Annotated in this window: 16 protein-coding genes and 4 tRNA genes; 4 read left to right on the top strand and 16 right to left on the bottom strand. The window is 57.0% G+C overall.

Features of this window, described 5'->3' with window-relative positions:
• Positions 1-463 precede the first annotated feature (463 nt).
• From ACM6IN_RS13960 to ACM6IN_RS13915, 10 genes are all read right to left on the bottom strand, one after another.
• Positions 464-2,335, bottom strand: coding sequence for a SurA N-terminal domain-containing protein (locus ACM6IN_RS13960; protein WP_007917317.1), 1,872 nt, complete (start codon positions 2,333-2,335; stop codon positions 464-466).
• 228 nt (positions 2,336-2,563) lie between these two features.
• On the bottom strand, positions 2,564-2,836 hold the full coding sequence (locus tag ACM6IN_RS13955) for an HU family DNA-binding protein (protein WP_003183171.1): 273 nt from the start codon (positions 2,834-2,836) through the stop codon (positions 2,564-2,566).
• 148 nt (positions 2,837-2,984) lie between these two features.
• Positions 2,985-5,381 carry an endopeptidase La gene (gene lon / locus ACM6IN_RS13950; RefSeq protein ID WP_007917325.1) on the bottom strand — a complete coding sequence of 799 codons (2,397 nt, stop codon included), beginning with the start codon at positions 5,379-5,381 and terminating at the stop codon, positions 2,985-2,987.
• A 163-nt stretch (positions 5,382-5,544) separates the two neighbouring features.
• Positions 5,545-6,828, bottom strand: coding sequence for an ATP-dependent Clp protease ATP-binding subunit ClpX (gene clpX / locus ACM6IN_RS13945; protein WP_003223632.1), 1,284 nt, complete (start codon positions 6,826-6,828; stop codon positions 5,545-5,547).
• 112 nt (positions 6,829-6,940) lie between these two features.
• Positions 6,941-7,576, bottom strand: a complete 636-nt coding sequence (gene clpP / locus ACM6IN_RS13940; protein ID WP_007951559.1) for an ATP-dependent Clp endopeptidase proteolytic subunit ClpP — start codon at positions 7,574-7,576, stop codon at positions 6,941-6,943.
• A 93-nt stretch (positions 7,577-7,669) separates the two neighbouring features.
• On the bottom strand, positions 7,670-8,980 hold the full coding sequence (gene tig, locus ACM6IN_RS13935) for a trigger factor (RefSeq protein WP_007917329.1): 1,311 nt from the start codon (positions 8,978-8,980) through the stop codon (positions 7,670-7,672).
• A 402-nt stretch (positions 8,981-9,382) separates the two neighbouring features.
• Positions 9,383-9,458, bottom strand: a tRNA-His gene (locus ACM6IN_RS13930).
• Between the two features lie 77 nt (positions 9,459-9,535).
• A tRNA-Leu gene (locus tag ACM6IN_RS13925) sits at positions 9,536-9,620 on the bottom strand.
• A 57-nt stretch (positions 9,621-9,677) separates the two neighbouring features.
• A tRNA-His gene (locus tag ACM6IN_RS13920) sits at positions 9,678-9,753 on the bottom strand.
• 32 nt (positions 9,754-9,785) lie between these two features.
• Positions 9,786-9,862: transfer RNA gene (locus ACM6IN_RS13915), tRNA-Arg, on the bottom strand.
• A 275-nt stretch (positions 9,863-10,137) separates the two neighbouring features.
• On the opposite strand from ACM6IN_RS13915, the gene folD reads away from it, so the two are divergent.
• Together folD and pbpG are read left to right on the top strand one after the other, a co-directional pair.
• Complete coding sequence (folD, locus tag ACM6IN_RS13910) at positions 10,138-10,992, top strand: bifunctional methylenetetrahydrofolate dehydrogenase/methenyltetrahydrofolate cyclohydrolase FolD (protein ID WP_007917331.1); 855 nt, start codon at positions 10,138-10,140, stop codon at positions 10,990-10,992.
• 230 nt (positions 10,993-11,222) lie between these two features.
• Positions 11,223-12,161 (top strand): D-alanyl-D-alanine endopeptidase, encoded by a 939-nt coding sequence (gene pbpG / locus ACM6IN_RS13905; protein ID WP_007917333.1) that lies wholly within the window; start codon positions 11,223-11,225, stop codon positions 12,159-12,161.
• Between the two features lie 53 nt (positions 12,162-12,214).
• On the opposite strand, the gene ACM6IN_RS13900 is transcribed toward pbpG, so the two are convergent.
• From ACM6IN_RS13900 to ACM6IN_RS13890, 3 genes are all read right to left on the bottom strand, one after another.
• On the bottom strand, positions 12,215-12,421 hold the full coding sequence (locus tag ACM6IN_RS13900) for a hypothetical protein (protein ID WP_007917335.1): 207 nt from the start codon (positions 12,419-12,421) through the stop codon (positions 12,215-12,217).
• Positions 12,422-12,433: 12 nt separating this feature from the next.
• Positions 12,434-12,640, bottom strand: coding sequence for a DUF6021 family protein (locus ACM6IN_RS13895; protein ID WP_007917337.1), 207 nt, complete (start codon positions 12,638-12,640; stop codon positions 12,434-12,436).
• An 89-nt stretch (positions 12,641-12,729) separates the two neighbouring features.
• Positions 12,730-13,401 (bottom strand): peptidase C39 family protein, encoded by a 672-nt coding sequence (locus tag ACM6IN_RS13890; protein ID WP_414916216.1) that lies wholly within the window; start codon positions 13,399-13,401, stop codon positions 12,730-12,732.
• A gap of 234 nt (positions 13,402-13,635) precedes the next feature.
• Between ACM6IN_RS13890 and ACM6IN_RS13885 the strand changes: the two genes are divergently transcribed.
• Positions 13,636-13,803 carry a hypothetical protein gene (locus ACM6IN_RS13885; RefSeq protein WP_176472385.1) on the top strand — a complete coding sequence of 56 codons (168 nt, stop codon included), beginning with the start codon at positions 13,636-13,638 and terminating at the stop codon, positions 13,801-13,803.
• Positions 13,804-14,059: 256 nt separating this feature from the next.
• Here the strand turns inward: ACM6IN_RS13885 and ACM6IN_RS13880 are convergent, their stop codons facing one another.
• Both ACM6IN_RS13880 and ACM6IN_RS13875 read right to left on the bottom strand, forming a co-directional pair.
• A complete protein-coding gene (locus tag ACM6IN_RS13880) occupies positions 14,060-14,809 on the bottom strand; it encodes a TerC family protein (protein ID WP_007917342.1) in 750 nt (249 codons plus the stop codon).
• A 29-nt stretch (positions 14,810-14,838) separates the two neighbouring features.
• The gene (locus ACM6IN_RS13875; protein WP_007917343.1) at positions 14,839-15,081 is read right to left on the bottom strand and encodes a hypothetical protein; all 243 of its coding nucleotides are present in this window, start codon (positions 15,079-15,081) and stop codon (positions 14,839-14,841) included.
• Between the two features lie 133 nt (positions 15,082-15,214).
• On the opposite strand from ACM6IN_RS13875, the gene nhaR reads away from it, so the two are divergent.
• A complete protein-coding gene (nhaR, locus tag ACM6IN_RS13870; protein WP_007917345.1) occupies positions 15,215-16,114 on the top strand; it encodes a transcriptional activator NhaR in 900 nt (299 codons plus the stop codon).
• On the opposite strand, the gene ACM6IN_RS13865 is transcribed toward nhaR, so the two are convergent.
• The gene (locus ACM6IN_RS13865; protein WP_007917347.1) at positions 16,109-17,272 is read right to left on the bottom strand and encodes an MFS transporter; all 1,164 of its coding nucleotides are present in this window, start codon (positions 17,270-17,272) and stop codon (positions 16,109-16,111) included. The two genes, nhaR and ACM6IN_RS13865, sit on opposite strands and share 6 nt — an antisense overlap.
• Positions 17,273-17,274: the final 2 nt, after the last annotated feature.

Here is a 17,274-nt window from a genome sequence, read left to right as displayed (position 1 = left end):
GTTAATTTGTATACCGCCCACGCGGCAAAGCCGCCCCACTCAACAGGATGAGCGTTAGCTCGGCTGCAGCTCTTGATCTTAAGGCCCGTCGGCAGGCTGAGTGGAGGGATTGATCCGGGGGTGGGAGCGCAGCGACCGTTCGACGAAGTCGAACACATCGAAAGGAGGTGCAGCGAAGCAAACCGTAGGCGATGCCCCCGGATCGATCCCGGAGCGAAGGAACCCCGAGCCCCAGCGAGCGGGCCGAACGTCAGGGCACAGACCTTTGGTTACTTTGGGGCGTTTGCCAAAGTGACCCGCCGTAAGGGCGGAACCGCCAGCGGCAACACCCGCAGAAACGGATATTCATAAAAAACACCCGCAGCATGGCCGGCCCAAAGGCCGCCACGCCCAGCCACCCAGCGCAAAAAAAAAGCCCCGACCTATTCAGGCCGGGGCTTTCACATTACATCTCAGTCAACCATCAAAACCGCTTGATCTCAGCCTGAGCTTCCAACTGCTTGCGATACGCCGCAAAGTCCTGCTGCCCCTCACGCGAAGCAAGGAAACGACGGTACTGAACCTTCTCTTCATCCGTCGGCGCAGCCGCTTCGTTAACGCCATTCAGACGCACGATCATCAGACTGCCATCGGGCAACGTCACGCTGGTGAACGTCGGCTTGTCCTTGGCAGCCGGCTTCGGCATACGGAACAACGCCTGCAGCACCGCCGGATCAACACCTTCCTGACCACGAGTGGCCGCTTCGGTGGCTTTCCAGTTCTGACCCTCAACTGCCTTGTCCAACGGCGCCTTGCCATCACGCAGATCAGCAATCAGCTTCTCGGCCTTGGTCTTGGCAGCCGCACTGGCGTGCTCTTTGGTCAACTGAGTGCGGATAGCCACATTCACGCTTTCCAGCGGCAGTTGCGCAGGCTTCAGGTGCTCCTTGGAACGCAGCACGATCACGGTTTCCGGATCCAGCTCAATGGCGGTGCTGTTGGCACCTTCGTCGATCACTTCAGTGCTGAACGCTGCGGTGACCACGGCACGGTTGGCCGCAACACCTTCGCCACCCTCACGGCCGAACGGCTTGGAGGTGTGCACGGTCAGCTTCAGATCCGCCGCTGGCTGAGCCAGGTCAGACGCTTCGAACGCCGAGTCTTCCAGTTGCTTGGTCGCCTCGACAAAACGCTGCTCGACCTGTGCGGCTTTCAGCTCGCGGGTCAGCTTGTCTTTCAGGCTGGCCAGAGTCGGCACTTCAGGCGCTTCCACACCCAGCAGCTTGATCAAGTGGTAACCGAAGTCAGTACGAATCGGCTCGGACACCTGGTCTTTCGACAAGGAGTACAAGGCTTTTTCGAACGCCGGGTCGTAAACACCCGGACCTGCATAACCGAGGTCACCACCGTTGTTGGCCGAACCCGGGTCCTGCGAGAACTCCTTGGCCAGCGCTTCGAACTTCTCGCCCTTGGCCAGACGCGCCTGGACTTCGTCGATCTTCGCCTTGGCCTGAGCTTCGGTGGTCTTGTCGTTCACTTCGATCAGAATGTGCGCGGCACGACGCTGTTCCGACAGGTTGGCGATCTCTTTCTGATACGCCGCCTGCAGGTCTTCGTCCTTGACCGCAACCTGATCGAAGAACGAAGACTTCTTCAGTTCTACGTAATCGATGATCACTTGATCCGGAGTCATGAACTCCTTGGCGTGCTCGTCGTAGTACGCCTTGACTTCGTCGTCGGTCAGTTTGACCGCTGCCGGGTCAGCCTTGACGTTCAGGGTGGCGAAATCGCGGGTCTGTTTTTCCAGACGGGCAAATGCCAACACTTCAGCGTCGGTGACGAAACCGCTGCCAGCCACACCGGCACGCAGTTGGCCGATCAGCATTTCCTGAGCCAGCATCTGGCGGAATTGCATACGGCTGTAACCCAGTTGACGGATCACCTGGTCAAAGCGCTCGGAGCTGAACTTGCCGTCCACCTGAAATTCAGGTGTTTGCAGGATCACTTGGTCCAGTGCGCCTTCGGAGAAAGCGAATTTCGCTTGTTCGGCGCCTTGCAGCAGCAGCTTGCGATCGATCAGACCCTTGAGGGCCGATTCGCGCAGCATTTTCTCATCAAGCAAGGAAGCATCGAAGTCTTTGCCCAACTGTTGCATCAACTGACGGCGTTGCATATCAACGGCCTGACTCAGTTCGTTCTGGCTGATTTCTTCACCGTTGACCTTGGCCGCCTCATTCTTGTGAGTCGTGGCCTGGAAAATGGCGTCGAAACCGGTCAGAGCCATCAGTGCAACGATGACCCCGATAATGGTCTTGGCAATCCAGCCTTGTGAATTGTCCCTGATATTCTGCAGCATGCGTCCCCCAGAAACGGTTGAACTTCAAAATTAGGCAACCGTGGAGCGTGGGTAGAATCCGGATAGAAGAAAGGCGCATCCGAGGATGCGCCTTCTCGTAACTGGCGGAGCGGACAGGGCTCGAACCCTCGATCCCGGCGTTACAGGCCACTGTTTCAGCGACCTGCTCTACCGCTCCGCTGCCAAGTCAGGCATGACCCCGACCCGGATGGGTAAAAACCTGAAAACTTAGTTAACAGCTTCTTTCAGTGCTTTACCGGCTTTGAAACCTGGCTTCTTGGCAGCCGGGATTTCCAGAGTCTTGCCGGTCTGAGGGTTACGACCGGTTCGAGCCGGACGGTCCGTCACGGAGAAAGTACCGAAACCAACCAGAACAACGGAGTCGCCAGCCTTCAGAGCGCCAGTGACGGATTCGATTACAGCGTCCAGCGCACGGCCAGCAGCAGCTTTCGGGATATCAGCGGATGCAGCGATAGCATCAATCAGTTCCGACTTGTTCACTCTAAGTCCCCTTATATCTATTTTGAGATGATTCTAAGTTTTTTGGTGAAAGCAAAAACGAGTGCTGAATGGCCTACAGACACTTAAGAGCCGCTTTATAACAAGGGCTCTAAAAAACTGTCAAGGAAGCCCCCCAGTCAAAAGCGTATTAATGCGTGCTAATTCTTTCCTTAGAGTCAGACTCACGTTTTTCGTCCTTGGCAACTATCTCCGGAGCCACATCCGGCAAGGGCTCCGGCGCGTATTGCAGCGCAATTTGCAGGACCTCGTCAATCCATTTAACCGGTTTAATCTGCAGATCCTGCTTGATATTGTCAGGAATCTCCTTCAGATCACGCACGTTCTCTTCCGGAATAATCACAATCTTGATTCCGCCGCGGTGAGCCGCCAGCAATTTTTCCTTCAGACCACCAATTGCCAGCACCTGACCACGCAGGGTAATTTCACCGGTCATGGCGACATCGGCGCGCACCGGAATGCCGGTCAATGCCGACACCAGCGCCGTGCACATGCCTACACCAGCGCTAGGGCCGTCCTTCGGGGTCGCCCCTTCCGGCATGTGGATGTGCGTGTCGCGCTTCTCGTGGAAGTCCAGAGGAATGCCCAGGCTCTTGGCGCGGCTGCGCACTACAGTGAGCGCAGCAGTGATCGATTCGACCATTACATCGCCCAGCGAACCGGTCTTGATCAACTGACCTTTACCCGGCACAACCGCGGCTTCGATGGTCAGCAATTCGCCGCCCACCTGTGTCCAGGCAAGGCCGGTCACCTGACCGATCTGATCCTGCTGTTCGGCCAGACCGTAGCGGAATTTGCGCACACCCAGGAAGTGCTCCAGCAGATCAGCTGTCACTTTCACCGAGAAGCGTTTTTCCAGTGCGTGCTCTTTAACAGCCTTGCGGCAGACCTTGGCGATCTGACGTTCGAGGCCACGCACACCGGCTTCACGGGTGTAGTAACGGATGATGTCGCGAATCGCTTCTGCGTCGAATTCCAGCTCGCCCTTCTTCAGACCGTTAGCGGCGATCTGTTTAGGCGAGAGGTATTTGACCGCGATGTTGATCTTCTCGTCTTCGGTGTAGCCCGGCAGACGGATCACTTCCATCCGGTCGAGCAGCGCCGGCGGGATGTTCATCGAGTTCGAGGTGCACAGGAACATCACATCGGAAAGGTCGTAATCGACTTCCAGATAGTGGTCGTTGAAGTTGTGGTTCTGCTCTGGATCGAGCACTTCCAGCAATGCCGATGCCGGGTCGCCACGCATGTCACTGCCCATTTTGTCGATTTCATCGAGCAGGAACAGCGGGTTGCGCACACCCACTTTTGTCATCTTTTGAATCAATCTTCCCGGCATCGAACCGATGTAAGTCCGACGGTGACCGCGAATTTCCGCTTCATCACGCACGCCACCGAGGGCCATGCGCACGAATTTGCGGTTGGTGGCGTGAGCGATCGACTCTGCCAGCGAGGTTTTACCCACGCCCGGAGGACCGACCAGGCACAACACCGGGCCACGGATTTTCTTCACGCGTTTTTGCACGGCGAGGTATTCAAGGATACGTTCCTTGACCTCTTCGAGGCCGTAGTGATCGGCATCGAGAATGTCTTCTGCACGCGCCAGGTCCAAGCGAACCTTGCTTTGCGCCTTCCACGGCACTTGCACCAGCCAGTCGATGTACGAGCGCACCACCGTGGCCTCAGCGGACATCGGCGACATCTGCTTGAGCTTGTTCAGCTCGGCCGTGGCCTTGGCCAACGCGTCTTTCGGCAGACCGGCAGCGTCGATACGCTTTTTCAGGTCTTCGATTTCGTTGTGGCCTTCGTCGCTGTCGCCGAGTTCTTTCTGAATGGCCTTCATCTGCTCATTCAAGTAGTACTCGCGCTGACTGCGCTCCATTTGCTTTTTGACGCGGCCACGAATGCGTTTTTCGACTTGCAGCAGATCGATCTCGGCATCCAGCAACGCCAGAACGTGCTCGACCCGGGCCGACAAATCGATGATTTCGAGGATTTCCTGCTTCTGCTCGATTTTCAGCGCCATGTGCGCCGCCATGGTGTCGACCAGGCGACCCGGCTCATCGATGCTGTTGAGCGACGACAGGACTTCAGCCGGGACTTTCTTGCCCAGCTGCACATATTGTTCGAACTGCGACAGCAGCGTGCGCACGAACACTTCGGATTCGCGCTCGGCAGCGTCGACTTCTTCAATCAGCGAAACTTCAGCACGGCAGTGGCCGTCGACTTCGCTGAAGCGTTCGACGGTGCCACGCTGCTCACCCTCGACGAGAACCTTTACGGTGCCGTCAGGCAGCTTCAGAAGCTGTAGAACAGTGGCGATGGTACCTACGCGATAGAGAGCGTCTTCACCGGGATCGTCGTCAGCCGGGTTTCTCTGGGCCAGCAGGAGGATCTGCTTGTCGCCCGTCATCGCGGCCTCGAGGGCTTCGATGGATTTCTCGCGCCCCACGAACAGCGGGATAACCATGTGCGGATAAACCACGACATCACGCAATGGCAGGAGAGGCAATTCGATGGTTGTCTTCATGATTTCGCCTCTACGGCGGCCATATGGCCGTAATCAGATGGAATTGAGCTTGAAACCAAGATGGGGGCTGCCTTGAAAAAAAACAAGCGCTAAGCGGATGTAAAAAATGACATAAAAAAAAAGAGGCCCGAAGGCCCCTTCTTTATTCCAGCAGACTGGACGCTTACGCGTCCGGCGCTGCCTTGGCTGTCGGCTCACTGTTCTCGTAAATATACAGTGGCTTGGACTTGCCTTCGATCACGCTTTCATCGATCACGACTTTGCTCACCTCGGACTGCGAGGGGATTTCATACATCGTGTCGAGCAGTACACCTTCGAGAATCGAACGCAGACCACGGGCACCGGTTTTACGTTCCAGGGCACGCTTGGCGACCGATTTCAGCGCGTCTGTGCGGAATTCCAGATCCACGCCTTCCATCTCGAACAGCTTGGCATACTGTTTGGTCAGAGCATTTTTCGGCTCGGTGAGGATCTGCATCAGCGCAGCCTCATCCAGCTCGTCCAGCGTCGCGAGGACCGGCAGACGACCGACGAACTCCGGGATCAGACCGAACTTGACCAGATCGTCAGGCTCGACTTCACGCAGGGATTCACCGACTTTCTTGCCTTCTTCCTTGCTGCGCACTTCCGCGTTGAAGCCGATGCCGCCCTTGGTGGAACGGTTTTGAATAACCTTTTCCAGACCAGAGAACGCACCACCGCAGATGAACAGGATGTTACGGGTGTCGACCTGCAGGAATTCCTGCTGCGGGTGCTTGCGACCACCTTGCGGCGGTACGGAAGCGACCGTGCCTTCGATCAACTTCAGCAAGGCCTGTTGCACGCCTTCACCGGAAACGTCCCGGGTGATCGACGGGTTGTCGGACTTGCGGGAAATCTTGTCGATTTCGTCGATGTAGACAATACCCATCTGGGCCTTCTCTACGTCGTAATCGCACTTCTGCAGCAGCTTCTGAATGATGTTCTCGACATCTTCACCCACGTAACCCGCCTCGGTGAGGGTGGTTGCGTCGGCAATGGTGAACGGAACGTTCAGCAAGCGGGCCAGTGTTTCGGCCAGCAGGGTTTTACCGGAGCCTGTCGGGCCGATCAGCAGGATGTTGCTCTTGCCGAGTTCGACGTCGTCAGCCTTTTTGTCACGCTGGTTCAGGCGCTTGTAGTGGTTGTACACCGCTACGGCCAAAACCTTTTTGGCACGCTCCTGACCAATGACGTACTGGTCAAGGATGCCGCTGATTTCTTTAGGCGAAGGCAATTTATGCGCGCTGCTTTCGGCCTGGGCTTCCTGCACCTCCTCACGGATGATGTCATTGCACAGGTCGACGCACTCGTCGCAGATAAAGACCGAGGGGCCGGCAATCAATTTGCGCACTTCATGCTGGCTTTTGCCACAGAAGGAGCAATAGAGCAGCTTGCCGTTGTCCTCGCCGTTGCGGGTGTCAGTCATTCGTTCGATCCAAATCCGATAGGCTTGCAACACAAGATGAAGGCTATTGCGGGCTTTTTCAAGCCCGCCGCTGATCAGACAAGCCGACCAAGCCTATTTTGAGCTGCTTATTTTAAGCTGGGCGCTGGTTGATCACTTCGTCGATCAGGCCATATTCCTTCGCAGCTTCTGCACTCATGAAGTTGTCGCGATTGGTATCGCGCTCGATTTCTTCCAGAGTACGCCCGCTGTGCTTGGCCATCAGCGTGTTCAGACGCTCGCGAATGAAGAGGATTTCCTTGGCATGGATCTCGATGTCCGACGCCTGGCCCTGGAAACCGCCCAGTGGCTGGTGAATCATCACGCGCGAGTTCGGCAGGCAGAAACGCTTGCCCGGGGCACCTGCGGTCAGCAGGAATGCACCCATGCTGCAGGCCTGGCCGATGCAGGTGGTCGACACGTTCGGTTTGATGAACTGCATGGTGTCGTAGATCGACATGCCTGCAGTCACCGAACCGCCCGGGGAGTTGATGTAAAGATGGATGTCCTTGTCCGGGTTTTCCGCTTCAAGGAACAGCAGTTGCGCGCAGATCAGGTTGGCCATGTAGTCCTCTACCGGACCAACCAGAAAGATCACTCGCTCCTTGAGCAGGCGCGAATAGATGTCATAGGCGCGTTCGCCACGAGCAGATTGCTCGACAACCATCGGGACCAGGCCGCCGGCGGCCTGGATATCAGAGTTCTGCTGAATATAAGAATTACGGAACATGCTCTGCAGTCGCTCCCAAATAGTTATGTCTTGAATACGCATAAGCCAGCTCGAGAGCTGGCTTATGGTGTGTACTTCTTAACGCAAATTCAATCAGTCGGCTGTTGGAGCTTCTACCGGCTTGACTGCTTCTTCGTAAGAGACCGCTTTGTCGGTCACACTAGCTTTCTGCAGAACAGTATCCACAACTTGTTCTTCCAGCACAACCGAACGCACTTCGTTCAGCTGCTGCTCGTTTTTGTAGTACCACGACACAACCTGCTCAGGCTCTTGGTAAGCCGAAGCCATTTCCTGAATCATTTCGCGAACGCGAGCTTCGTCAGGCTTCAGGTCGAACTGCTTGACCACTTCAGCGACGATCAGGCCCAGCACGACGCGGCGCTTGGCTTGCTCTTCGAACAGCTCGGCCGGCAATTGATCAGGCTTGATGTTGCCACCGAACTGCTGAACAGCCTGCACGCGCAGACGGTCAACTTCGTTGGACAGCAGCGCCTTAGGCACTTCGATCGGGTTGGTGGCCAGCAGACCGTCCATTACCTGATTCTTGACCTTGGATTTGATCGCCTGACGCAGTTCGCGCTCCATGTTCTTGCGAACTTCGGTGCGGAAACCATCGATGCCGCTTTCCTTGATGCCGAATTGAGCGAAGAACTCTTCGTTCAGCTCTGGCAGCTTAGGCTCGGACACAGTGTTGACGGTCACGGTGAACTCGGCGGTTTTGCCGGCCAGGTCCAGGTTCTGATAGTCCTCAGGGAAGGTCAGGTTCAGAACGCGCTCTTCGCCGGCTTTAGCACCAACCAGGCCTTCTTCGAAGCCCGGGATCATGCGACCGGACCCCAGCACCAGTTGAGTGCCCTTGGCGGAGCCGCCAGCGAATACTTCGCCGTCAACCTTGCCAACGAAATCGATGTTCAGTTGGTCTTCGTTCTGGGCAGCGCGATCGGCCACTTCAAAACGAGTGTTCTGCTTGCGCAGGATGTCGAGCATTTTGTCCAGGTCAGCGTCAGCCACGTCAGCGCTCAGGCGCTCAACGGTGATGCCGTCGAAACCGGCAACGGTGAACTCAGGGAACACTTCGAATACAGCAACGTATTCCAGGTCTTTGCCAGCTTCGAGCGACTTAGGCTCGATCGATGGCGAACCTGCCGGGTTCAGCTTCTGCTCGACCACAGCTTCGTAGAAGGAGGACTGGATCACGTCGCCTACCGCTTCCTGACGAGCATCAGCACCGAAACGGCGCTTGATTTCGCTCATTGGCACTTTGCCTGGACGGAAGCCAGCAATCTTGGCCTTTTGGGCAGTCTGCTGCAGACGCTTGTTGACCTGAGTCTCGATGCGCTCTGCCGGCACGGTGACGCTCATGCGGCGCTCGAGAGCAGTAGTATTTTCAACAGAAACTTGCATGGATATTCCTCGTTGCACAGACGTTAGCCGGCCGTTTCCGACCCCAGAATCAAGGGCATGCATTCTAGTGGGTCAAACTCAAGAAGTCACCCTACTGAAAACGGGTAAAAAAACAGCAGGCATATTATCGGGACCGCCACACCAATGCAGCGCGTCCCACAGGCGAATACAACCAATCACGCCAGGGCTCTGCGCCAACCGCTTCTATATATAGAAGAGACTGCCAATCACTCCCTGACGGCCGCTCTTGCAAGCAAGCCCGGCGAGCAGCGCAGCATCATCGAGCAACATAAATACGACGAAGCGCCCTGCCCCTGCACCCCGAAACCGGCAATCACCGGTTTTCAGAAGCGCTAAAACAAAAAAGGCGCCAGACTGTTAAATCTGGCGCCTTTCGAAATATGGGGTGGACGATGGGGATCGAACCCACGACAACGGGAGTCACAATCCCGTGCTCTACCAACTGAGCTACGCCCACCATATTGCGTAACAAAAAAGCCAAACAACTTCTTTGTTGAAACCTCACCAGCCCGAAGACATGAATGAAGCTTTAATTGGTGCGGATGAAGAGACTCGAACTCTTACGCCTCGCGGCGCTGGAACCTAAATCCAGTGTGTCTACCAATTCCACCACATCCGCGGATGAAGCTTTTAAAGCAAAGGCGCCAGACTGTTACATCTGGCGCCTTTCGAAATATGGGGTGGACGATGGGGATCGAACCCACGACAACGGGAGTCACAATCCCGTGCTCTACCAACTGAGCTACGCCCACCATATCGCGTTACTTGTGCCAAAGCTGCCTAATGGCGCACCCGGCAGGACTCGAACCTGCGACCATCCGCTTAGAAGGCGGATGCTCTATCCAGCTGAGCTACGGGCGCCTTATTAATCTGTACTCTTAAAGGACTACAAACTAAGTGCTTTCCAGTGTCGCAGAACCTTGATTCCGCTTCACCTTCTTAACCAGTGCTAGGCTGTGCCCGACAAGTGCGACGAATAGTATAGAGCGCTCCGAAGGTCGTCAAATCCTTTTTGAAAAAAATTCATTTAATTAAAGGAGTTAGAGGAATTTGCTGACCAAGCGCCTTTGCCCTCACCGCTCGACATGCGAGAATGCGTTCTCATTTTTTCCCCTCTCGATGGTTAATCACGCGCAATGACTGCACAACTAATCGACGGCAAATCGATCGCCGCCAGCCTGCGCCAGCAGATCGCCCAACGAGTTGCCGAGCGTCGCCAGCAAGGCCTGCGCACTCCCGGCCTCGCGGTGATCCTGGTCGGCAGCGATCCTGCCTCTCAGGTTTATGTCTCGCACAAGCGTAAAGACTGTGAAGAGGTTGGCTTCCTCTCTCAAGCCTACGACCTGCCCTCTGACACCACGCAAGACGCGTTGACCGATCTGATCGATCGCCTCAACGACGACCCTGCAATCGACGGCATCCTGCTTCAGTTGCCGCTGCCCGAGCACCTGGATGCCTCCAGACTTCTGGAGCGTATCCGCCCGGACAAAGACGTCGACGGTTTCCATCCTTATAACGTCGGTCGTCTGGCCCAGCGCATTCCGCTGCTGCGTCCATGCACGCCTAAAGGCATCATGACGCTGCTGGAAAGCACTGGCGCTGACCTTTATGGCATGGACGCAGTGGTCGTCGGCGCCTCCAACATCGTCGGGCGCCCGATGGCGATGGAACTGTTGCTGGCCGGTTGCACCGTGACCGTGACTCACCGCTTCACCAAGGATCTGGCCGGCCACGTTGGCCGTGCCGATCTGGTGGTGGTGGCCGCCGGCAAGCCGGGCCTGGTCAAAGGCGAGTGGATCAAGGAAGGCGCGATCGTGATCGACGTCGGCATCAACCGCCAGGACGACGGCAAACTGGTCGGCGACGTAGTCTACGAAACCGCCCTGCCCCGCGCTGGCTGGATCACTCCGGTGCCGGGTGGCGTCGGTCCGATGACCCGCGCCTGCCTGCTGGAAAACACCCTTTATGCGGCAGAAACCCTGCACGCCTGATCGGTACTTTCAGCAATAAGAAAAACCCGCCTTGTGCGGGTTTTTTCATGCCTGAGAAAAAACTGTAACCGTTCGCCGGAAACCCCTCTTTTTACAGGCCTTTTCACGAGTTTTTCAGGTCGTTCAAACAACCATCGACAGATCTTCAGCCATACTCCTAGAATGCGACGCTTTGAAGAAATAACCCGTTACAAACTAACGGAATATCCAACCTTTATGAGTTCGCCCGCGTGAAAATTCGTCTTTCGATTCTGAGCCTGTTTTTTGCTTTTACAGGCACATTCATCACGCCAACGATCAACGCTGCGGAAACCACCGCTGCCCCCCGTGACGCTTCGACCCTGAAGATCGCCTCCGGCAGCGCCCTGCTCATGGATATGCAGACCAACAAAGTCATCTACTCCAGCAACCCTGACGTGATCGTACCGATTGCCTCCGTCAGTAAGTTGATGACCGGTTTGGTAGTGGTTGAAGCCCGGCAGAACATGGACGAATGGATCAATGTCGATATCAGCAACACACCGGAAATGCGCGGTGTGTTTTCCCGAGTCAAACTCAAGAGTGAACTGCCGCGCCGCGAGATGCTGCTGATCGCCTTGATGTCTTCGGAGAACCGCGCGGCCGCCAGCCTCGCGCACCACTATCCGGGAGGCTACGCCGCCTTTATCGCGGCGATGAACGCCAAAGCCAAGGCACTGGGCATGACCAGCACGCATTTCGTCGAACCGACAGGCCTGTCGGAGCGTAACGTTTCCACCGCCCGCGACCTGAGTAAGTTGCTGGTGGCCGCGCATAAGTATCCGCTCCTCAGCGAACTGACCACCACCAAGGAAAAAACCGTGTCGTTCCGTAAACCCAATTACACCCTGGGTTTCCGTAATACCGATCACTTGGTCAATAAAGCCGACTGGGACATCAAGATCACTAAAACCGGCTTCACCAACCCCGCCGGTCATTGCCTGGTGCTGGTGACGAAAATGGGCAATCGCCCGGTCGCTTTGGTGATTCTCGACGCGTTCGGCAAGTACACCCACTTTGCCGATGCCAGCCGCATCCGCAGTTGGGTGGAAACCGGCAGGAGCGCCAACGTCCCAGCCGTGGCCCAGCAATACAAAGCCGTGAAAAATCTCAAGTCGCGCCAGAGCGGCGTGGTCGAAGCGTCCAAGTAACCTGCCGCACAAGAAAAAGCCCCGAATCCTCGGGGCTTTTTTTCATCTGCGAATCAGTCATTGGGCAGCGGCATCTTGTCGTCATCAGGGATGCCATCGCCCGCGCTCGGATCCCGCGCAGGTTCCGGCGTCAACACGTTGGGCCGGGCCATCGGGTCGCGCAGCGGGCTGTCCGGGTCCAGCACCGGATCAATCTCCGGCTCTGGCGTGGTGGGCACACTGTCGGGTTTATGGTCGTCGAAGCTTGAATCAGTACTCATACGCACCTCGCATCAAGGTTTCAGATCAGCCAGGGGATCGTAGGGTTTGGCTGGTTTCCTGGGGTCTTCGCCTGGCTCAACGTCGAGAGGCGCCTTGGCGGGGCCGACAGGATCGACTTGCGGATCATCGAGGTCGGGCGAGTCCGGATCAAACCCCAGATCATCTCCCGAAGAATGCTCGGACGAATGCGGGCCTTTCGGTGCTTGGGAATCTGTCATATCGCCTCCTGATTCACCCGCGGAAAGCGGGTTCTATTCGTAGGAGGCTTGCCGGGCGCAGTCGTGCCCGGCAAATGACGAACGGAGACTCAGTGGGCTGCCAGCGCCTTGCGCGCCTGCGCCGCTTCGTTTTCCTGACCGGCCTGAGCCAGATCATCCGCCGCTTTGAGCCAGCGCTGTCGGTCGACGGCTGCGGGGATCTGCGACGGTTTCTGAATCAGCACGGCCCAGCCACCGGACTTTTCCAGTGCCGACTCAAAGGAACTGAAACTCATCAGCTCGCGACGGTTCATGCCGGCGCGCAGCAACACTTTCTGCTTATTGCGGTCGTAGCCGGACAGGATCGCGTAACGCGGTTCGGCCCAGAATGCCGAACCCTCGCTGAAACGCACCATCACCGGATAACCCGCTGCCACTTGCTTCAACAGCGCTGGCAGCTTGCTGTCCAGCGGGTACACCACCATGCCGTACTCACGGGCAAGGTTTTGCAGATTCTGCTGCAATTGGTCTTCGGCACCCGGCAGGTGCAATGGTTTCTCGAGCAGCCCCGGGGTAATCACGATGCCCTGCTGCGACAACAGGCTAGCCAGCACTTGCGGCCCGCTTTGATTGGCTTCACCGCGATAGAACGTGCCGCTGAGTTCGACCCGCTCCGGCAGACGCTTGACCTCGGGCGCGACACTGCCTGCACATCCGGCCAACACGGCCGCGCAACCCGCCACCAGCAGCGCCGCACGAATTCGAGAAAATACCTGCACCATCATCACTCTCTGTTCAGACGCCGGTCATCGTGTTCCGGCAACGCCTGCGATCATAGGGCCGCGCCAGGCTGCGGTATAGCCTTAAGCGGCAGACCCATCGATTGCATAGAGCAAACTGATTGGTCGCAATCGACCTTTGGTCAATAGTCTGAAACACCCCATTGTCTAGACTGTCACTGAAACAGAGCGAATTGAAAAAGCGTGCGCCCGATGCAGGGCGAAGAGGAGGCACTGATGAGCCTGACCATGACCATTGTGATGTTGATTGCCGGCTGGCTGGCCGTGGCGGCTGCCATGTTGTGGGGCGTGCTGCGAATTTCGCGGCGCCACCATCATCCGGTTCAGCCTGCTGCGGTTGAGAAAACCGAGAAGCACAGCCCGCGTCACGCAACTGCGCACTGAGGCCAAACTTTAAAAGCAAAAGCCCCTCACCCTAGCCCTCTCCCGGAGGGAGAGGGGACTGATCGAGTCGCTATTGAGAAATACATCGACGTGAAATATCGAGCCGAACTCAGGTTTAAAAACCACGCAGATCGGCTCCCTCTCCCTTGGGAGAGGGCTGGGGTGAGGGGCTGGATCTATTCCACACTGCAAATCTTGAATCAAAAAAAACCGCCTGTTCTCTAAGAGTTCAGGCGGTTTTTTGTACTTTCAGCAGTTACGCCTGCTCAGCCAGTTTCTTCTGCCTCGCCCGACGCGACATCATGTTCAGCACTTCAATCGCTGCCGAGAACGCCATCGCCGCATACACATAACCTTTCGGTACGTGGGCACCGAAGCCTTCAGCGATCAAGGTCATACCGATCATGATCAGGAAGCCCAGAGCCAGCATCACCACCGTCGGGTTGTCGTTGATGAACTTGGCCAGCGGCTCAGCAGCAAACAGCATCACCAGTACCGACACCACCACCGCGATGATCATGATCGGCAAGTGTTCGGTCATGCCGACCGCAGTAATGATGCTGTCGATCGAGAACACCATGTCGAGCATCAGGATCTGACCGATAGCGGCGGCAAAACCCAGGGTAACCGTCGAGGTCGCCGACTTCGGATCTTCCGGCGCCGGGTCCATGCTGTGATGGATTTCAGTCGTGGCCTTCCAGACCAGGAACAGACCACCGGCAATCAGGATCATGTCCTTCCAGGAGAACGCCTGGCCCAGAATCTCGATCACCGGCGCAGTCAGCTGCACGATGAAGGCGATGGTGCTCAACAGTGCCAGACGCAGAATCAACGCCATACCGATACCGATGCGGCGCGCTTTCTGCTGGTACTGCTTGGGCAGCTTGTTGGTCAGGATCGAGATAAAGATCAGGTTATCGATGCCGAGCACGATTTCCATCACCACCAAGGTGGCCAAAGCAACCCAGGCGGTGGGGCTGGCGGCGAGCTGTAACAGATATTCCATGGGTCAGTCCTGACTCTGTGTAAGACGAATTAGATGGTCTTGGAGGAAGATTCGGATTTTTCCGCATCTTTTTCCGGTGTTTCTTTCTTCTCGATCAGCCCGCCGGTGGCATCGCTGAGTGCTTGCTCGGCGGCTTTGTGGGTGTCGTCAATCGCTTGCTTGGCGCTTTCGGCAGCCTTGCCCATCAGTTGCTGAGCGCTTTTCTCGGCCTGATCGCAACCGGCCAGAAGCAGTAAAGACGTAAACATCAATGCTGGGATGGTGTATTTCATGAGGCTTCCTTCGAATGAACAGACAGGGTCACAGACCAGCCGTCGATGGCTGGGCATTCTAGGGAGATGAACACTTCAGGAAAATTCGTATTTTTAGCGGCTATACTTCGGTTTTCACGAACTGTAGAACGTCATGCTCAATTATCGACAACTGCATTACTTCTGGGTCGTAGCCAAGACCGGCAGCATCGTGCGCGCCTGCGAGCAACTGAACCTGACGCCACAAACCATCAGCGGGCAAATTTCACTGCTCGAACAGACGTATGGCATCGAGTTATTCAGACGGGTCGGCCGGCAACTCGAATTGACCGAAGCCGGACGCCAAGCCCTGCCCTACGCCGAGCAAATGTTTCAGCTGGGTGGCGAGCTGGAACTGATGCTGCGCGCGCAACCCAACGAACAACAGATCCTGTTCCGCGTCGGCGTGGCTGACGTGGTGCCGAAATCCATCGTCTATCGCCTGATCGCACCGACCATGGAGCTGAACGAACCACTGCGCATCACCTGCCGCGAAGATAAGCTCGAACGTTTGCTCGCCGATCTGGCCATCCAGCGTCTGGACCTGGTGATTTCCGACAGCCCGATGCCCTCGCACCTCGACATCAAGGGCTACAGCCAAAAGCTCGGTGAGTGCGGGATCAGTTTTTTCGCCACCCCGGAACTGGCAGCCAAATACGGCCAGGATTTCCCGCGCAGTCTGCACGGTGCACCACTGTTGATTCCCGGGCCGGAAACCGTGGTGCGCAGCCGCTTGCAGCGCTGGTTTGCCGAACAGCAGATCCAGCCGCAAATCGTTGGGGAGTTTGATGACAGTGCCTTGATGCAGGCCTTCGGCCAATCCGGCAGCGGGATTTTTATCGGCCCGAGCGTGATTGCCGATGAGGTGAAGCGCCAGTATGGCGTCGAGCTGATTGGCCAGACTGACGCGGTGACCGAGTCGTTCTACGCCATTTCGGTGGAACGCAAGGTCAAGCACCCCGGCATCGTTGCGATTACCGAAGGTGCCCGACGCGAGCTGTTTACCGCGCTATGAGGCCTCGGCACACATTTCGCGCGGCTTGAGCGTCATCAGCACCATGGCGAGGAACACCGACAGCAAAATGAACCCGGCGGCGGCAAAGCCAAGGAAGCCGAGACCCGCGCTGTCGATGACCCGACCACCGACGATGGCGCCCAGGCCGATCCCCAGATTGGCCCCGGCGATGTTCAACGAGGCGGCAAAGGCCGGCGCTTCTGGCGCCGCTTTCATCAGGCGCACGTGGCTGACCAGGAACAACGCAGCCTGGGTTACGCCCCAGATCCCCATCGCCACCGCCAAGCCCAGCGGCGAATGAATGTTCGGCACCAGCGAGACCATGCCGGCAATCATGAACGCACAGAACAACACCGACGCTCCCAGCGGATGCTTATCCACCGCACGACCGCCCAGCGAGTTACCAATCAACCCGACTGCACCGAAGGCCATCAGGCACCAACCGACCACAGTGCCGTTGAACCCGGCGAGGCGCTCAAGAATGTCGGCCAGATACGTGTAAGCGGTAAACATGCCGCTGAACACCAGAATCGACAGCAGGATATGGCCGATCATCAGCGGACTGCGCAGGATTTTGAATTGCGAGCGGAAGCTGACCTGGTGCTGGTGCAGACTGGTTTTCGGCAGATAAACAAACAGCAACAAGGCTTTGGCAAAAGCGATCACCGCCAAAATCCCAAAGGCACTGCGCCAGCCGAACGCATCGGAAATCAGCGTGCCGACTGGAATGCCGAACACCGTGGCGCAGACAATGCCAAAGCCGATCTTGGCAATCGCGCGACCGGCGAAATCCGGACCGACGATGTCCACGGCAGTCTCACTGGCCAAGGCCCAGAACACCGGCAGACCGAGCGCCGGGATCAACCGGGCAATCGCCATCACCCAGATATTCGGCGCCAGCGCCGCCACGGTATTGGCCAGACCAAACATGATCAGGATGCTGATAAACAGCTTGCGCCGCTCGAAGCGGGCGAAATACGCGGTCAGGAAAGGCCCGAACATCGCCACCGTGAAGGCGAACAAAGTCACCAGCAACCCGGCCTGCGGGATGGTGACTGCGAGGTCTCGGGCAATCGCCGGCAACAGGCCGACGATGACGAATTCCGTGGTCAGCACCGTGAAGCCGGCGGCGGACAACAGAAGAATGGGCAACAGCATGC

It is taken from the genome of Pseudomonas sp. IT-P395, assembly GCF_949767675.1.
Taxonomy (GTDB): Bacteria; Pseudomonadota; Gammaproteobacteria; order Pseudomonadales; family Pseudomonadaceae; genus Aquipseudomonas.
This window is presented reverse-complemented; position numbering and strand designations above follow the sequence as displayed.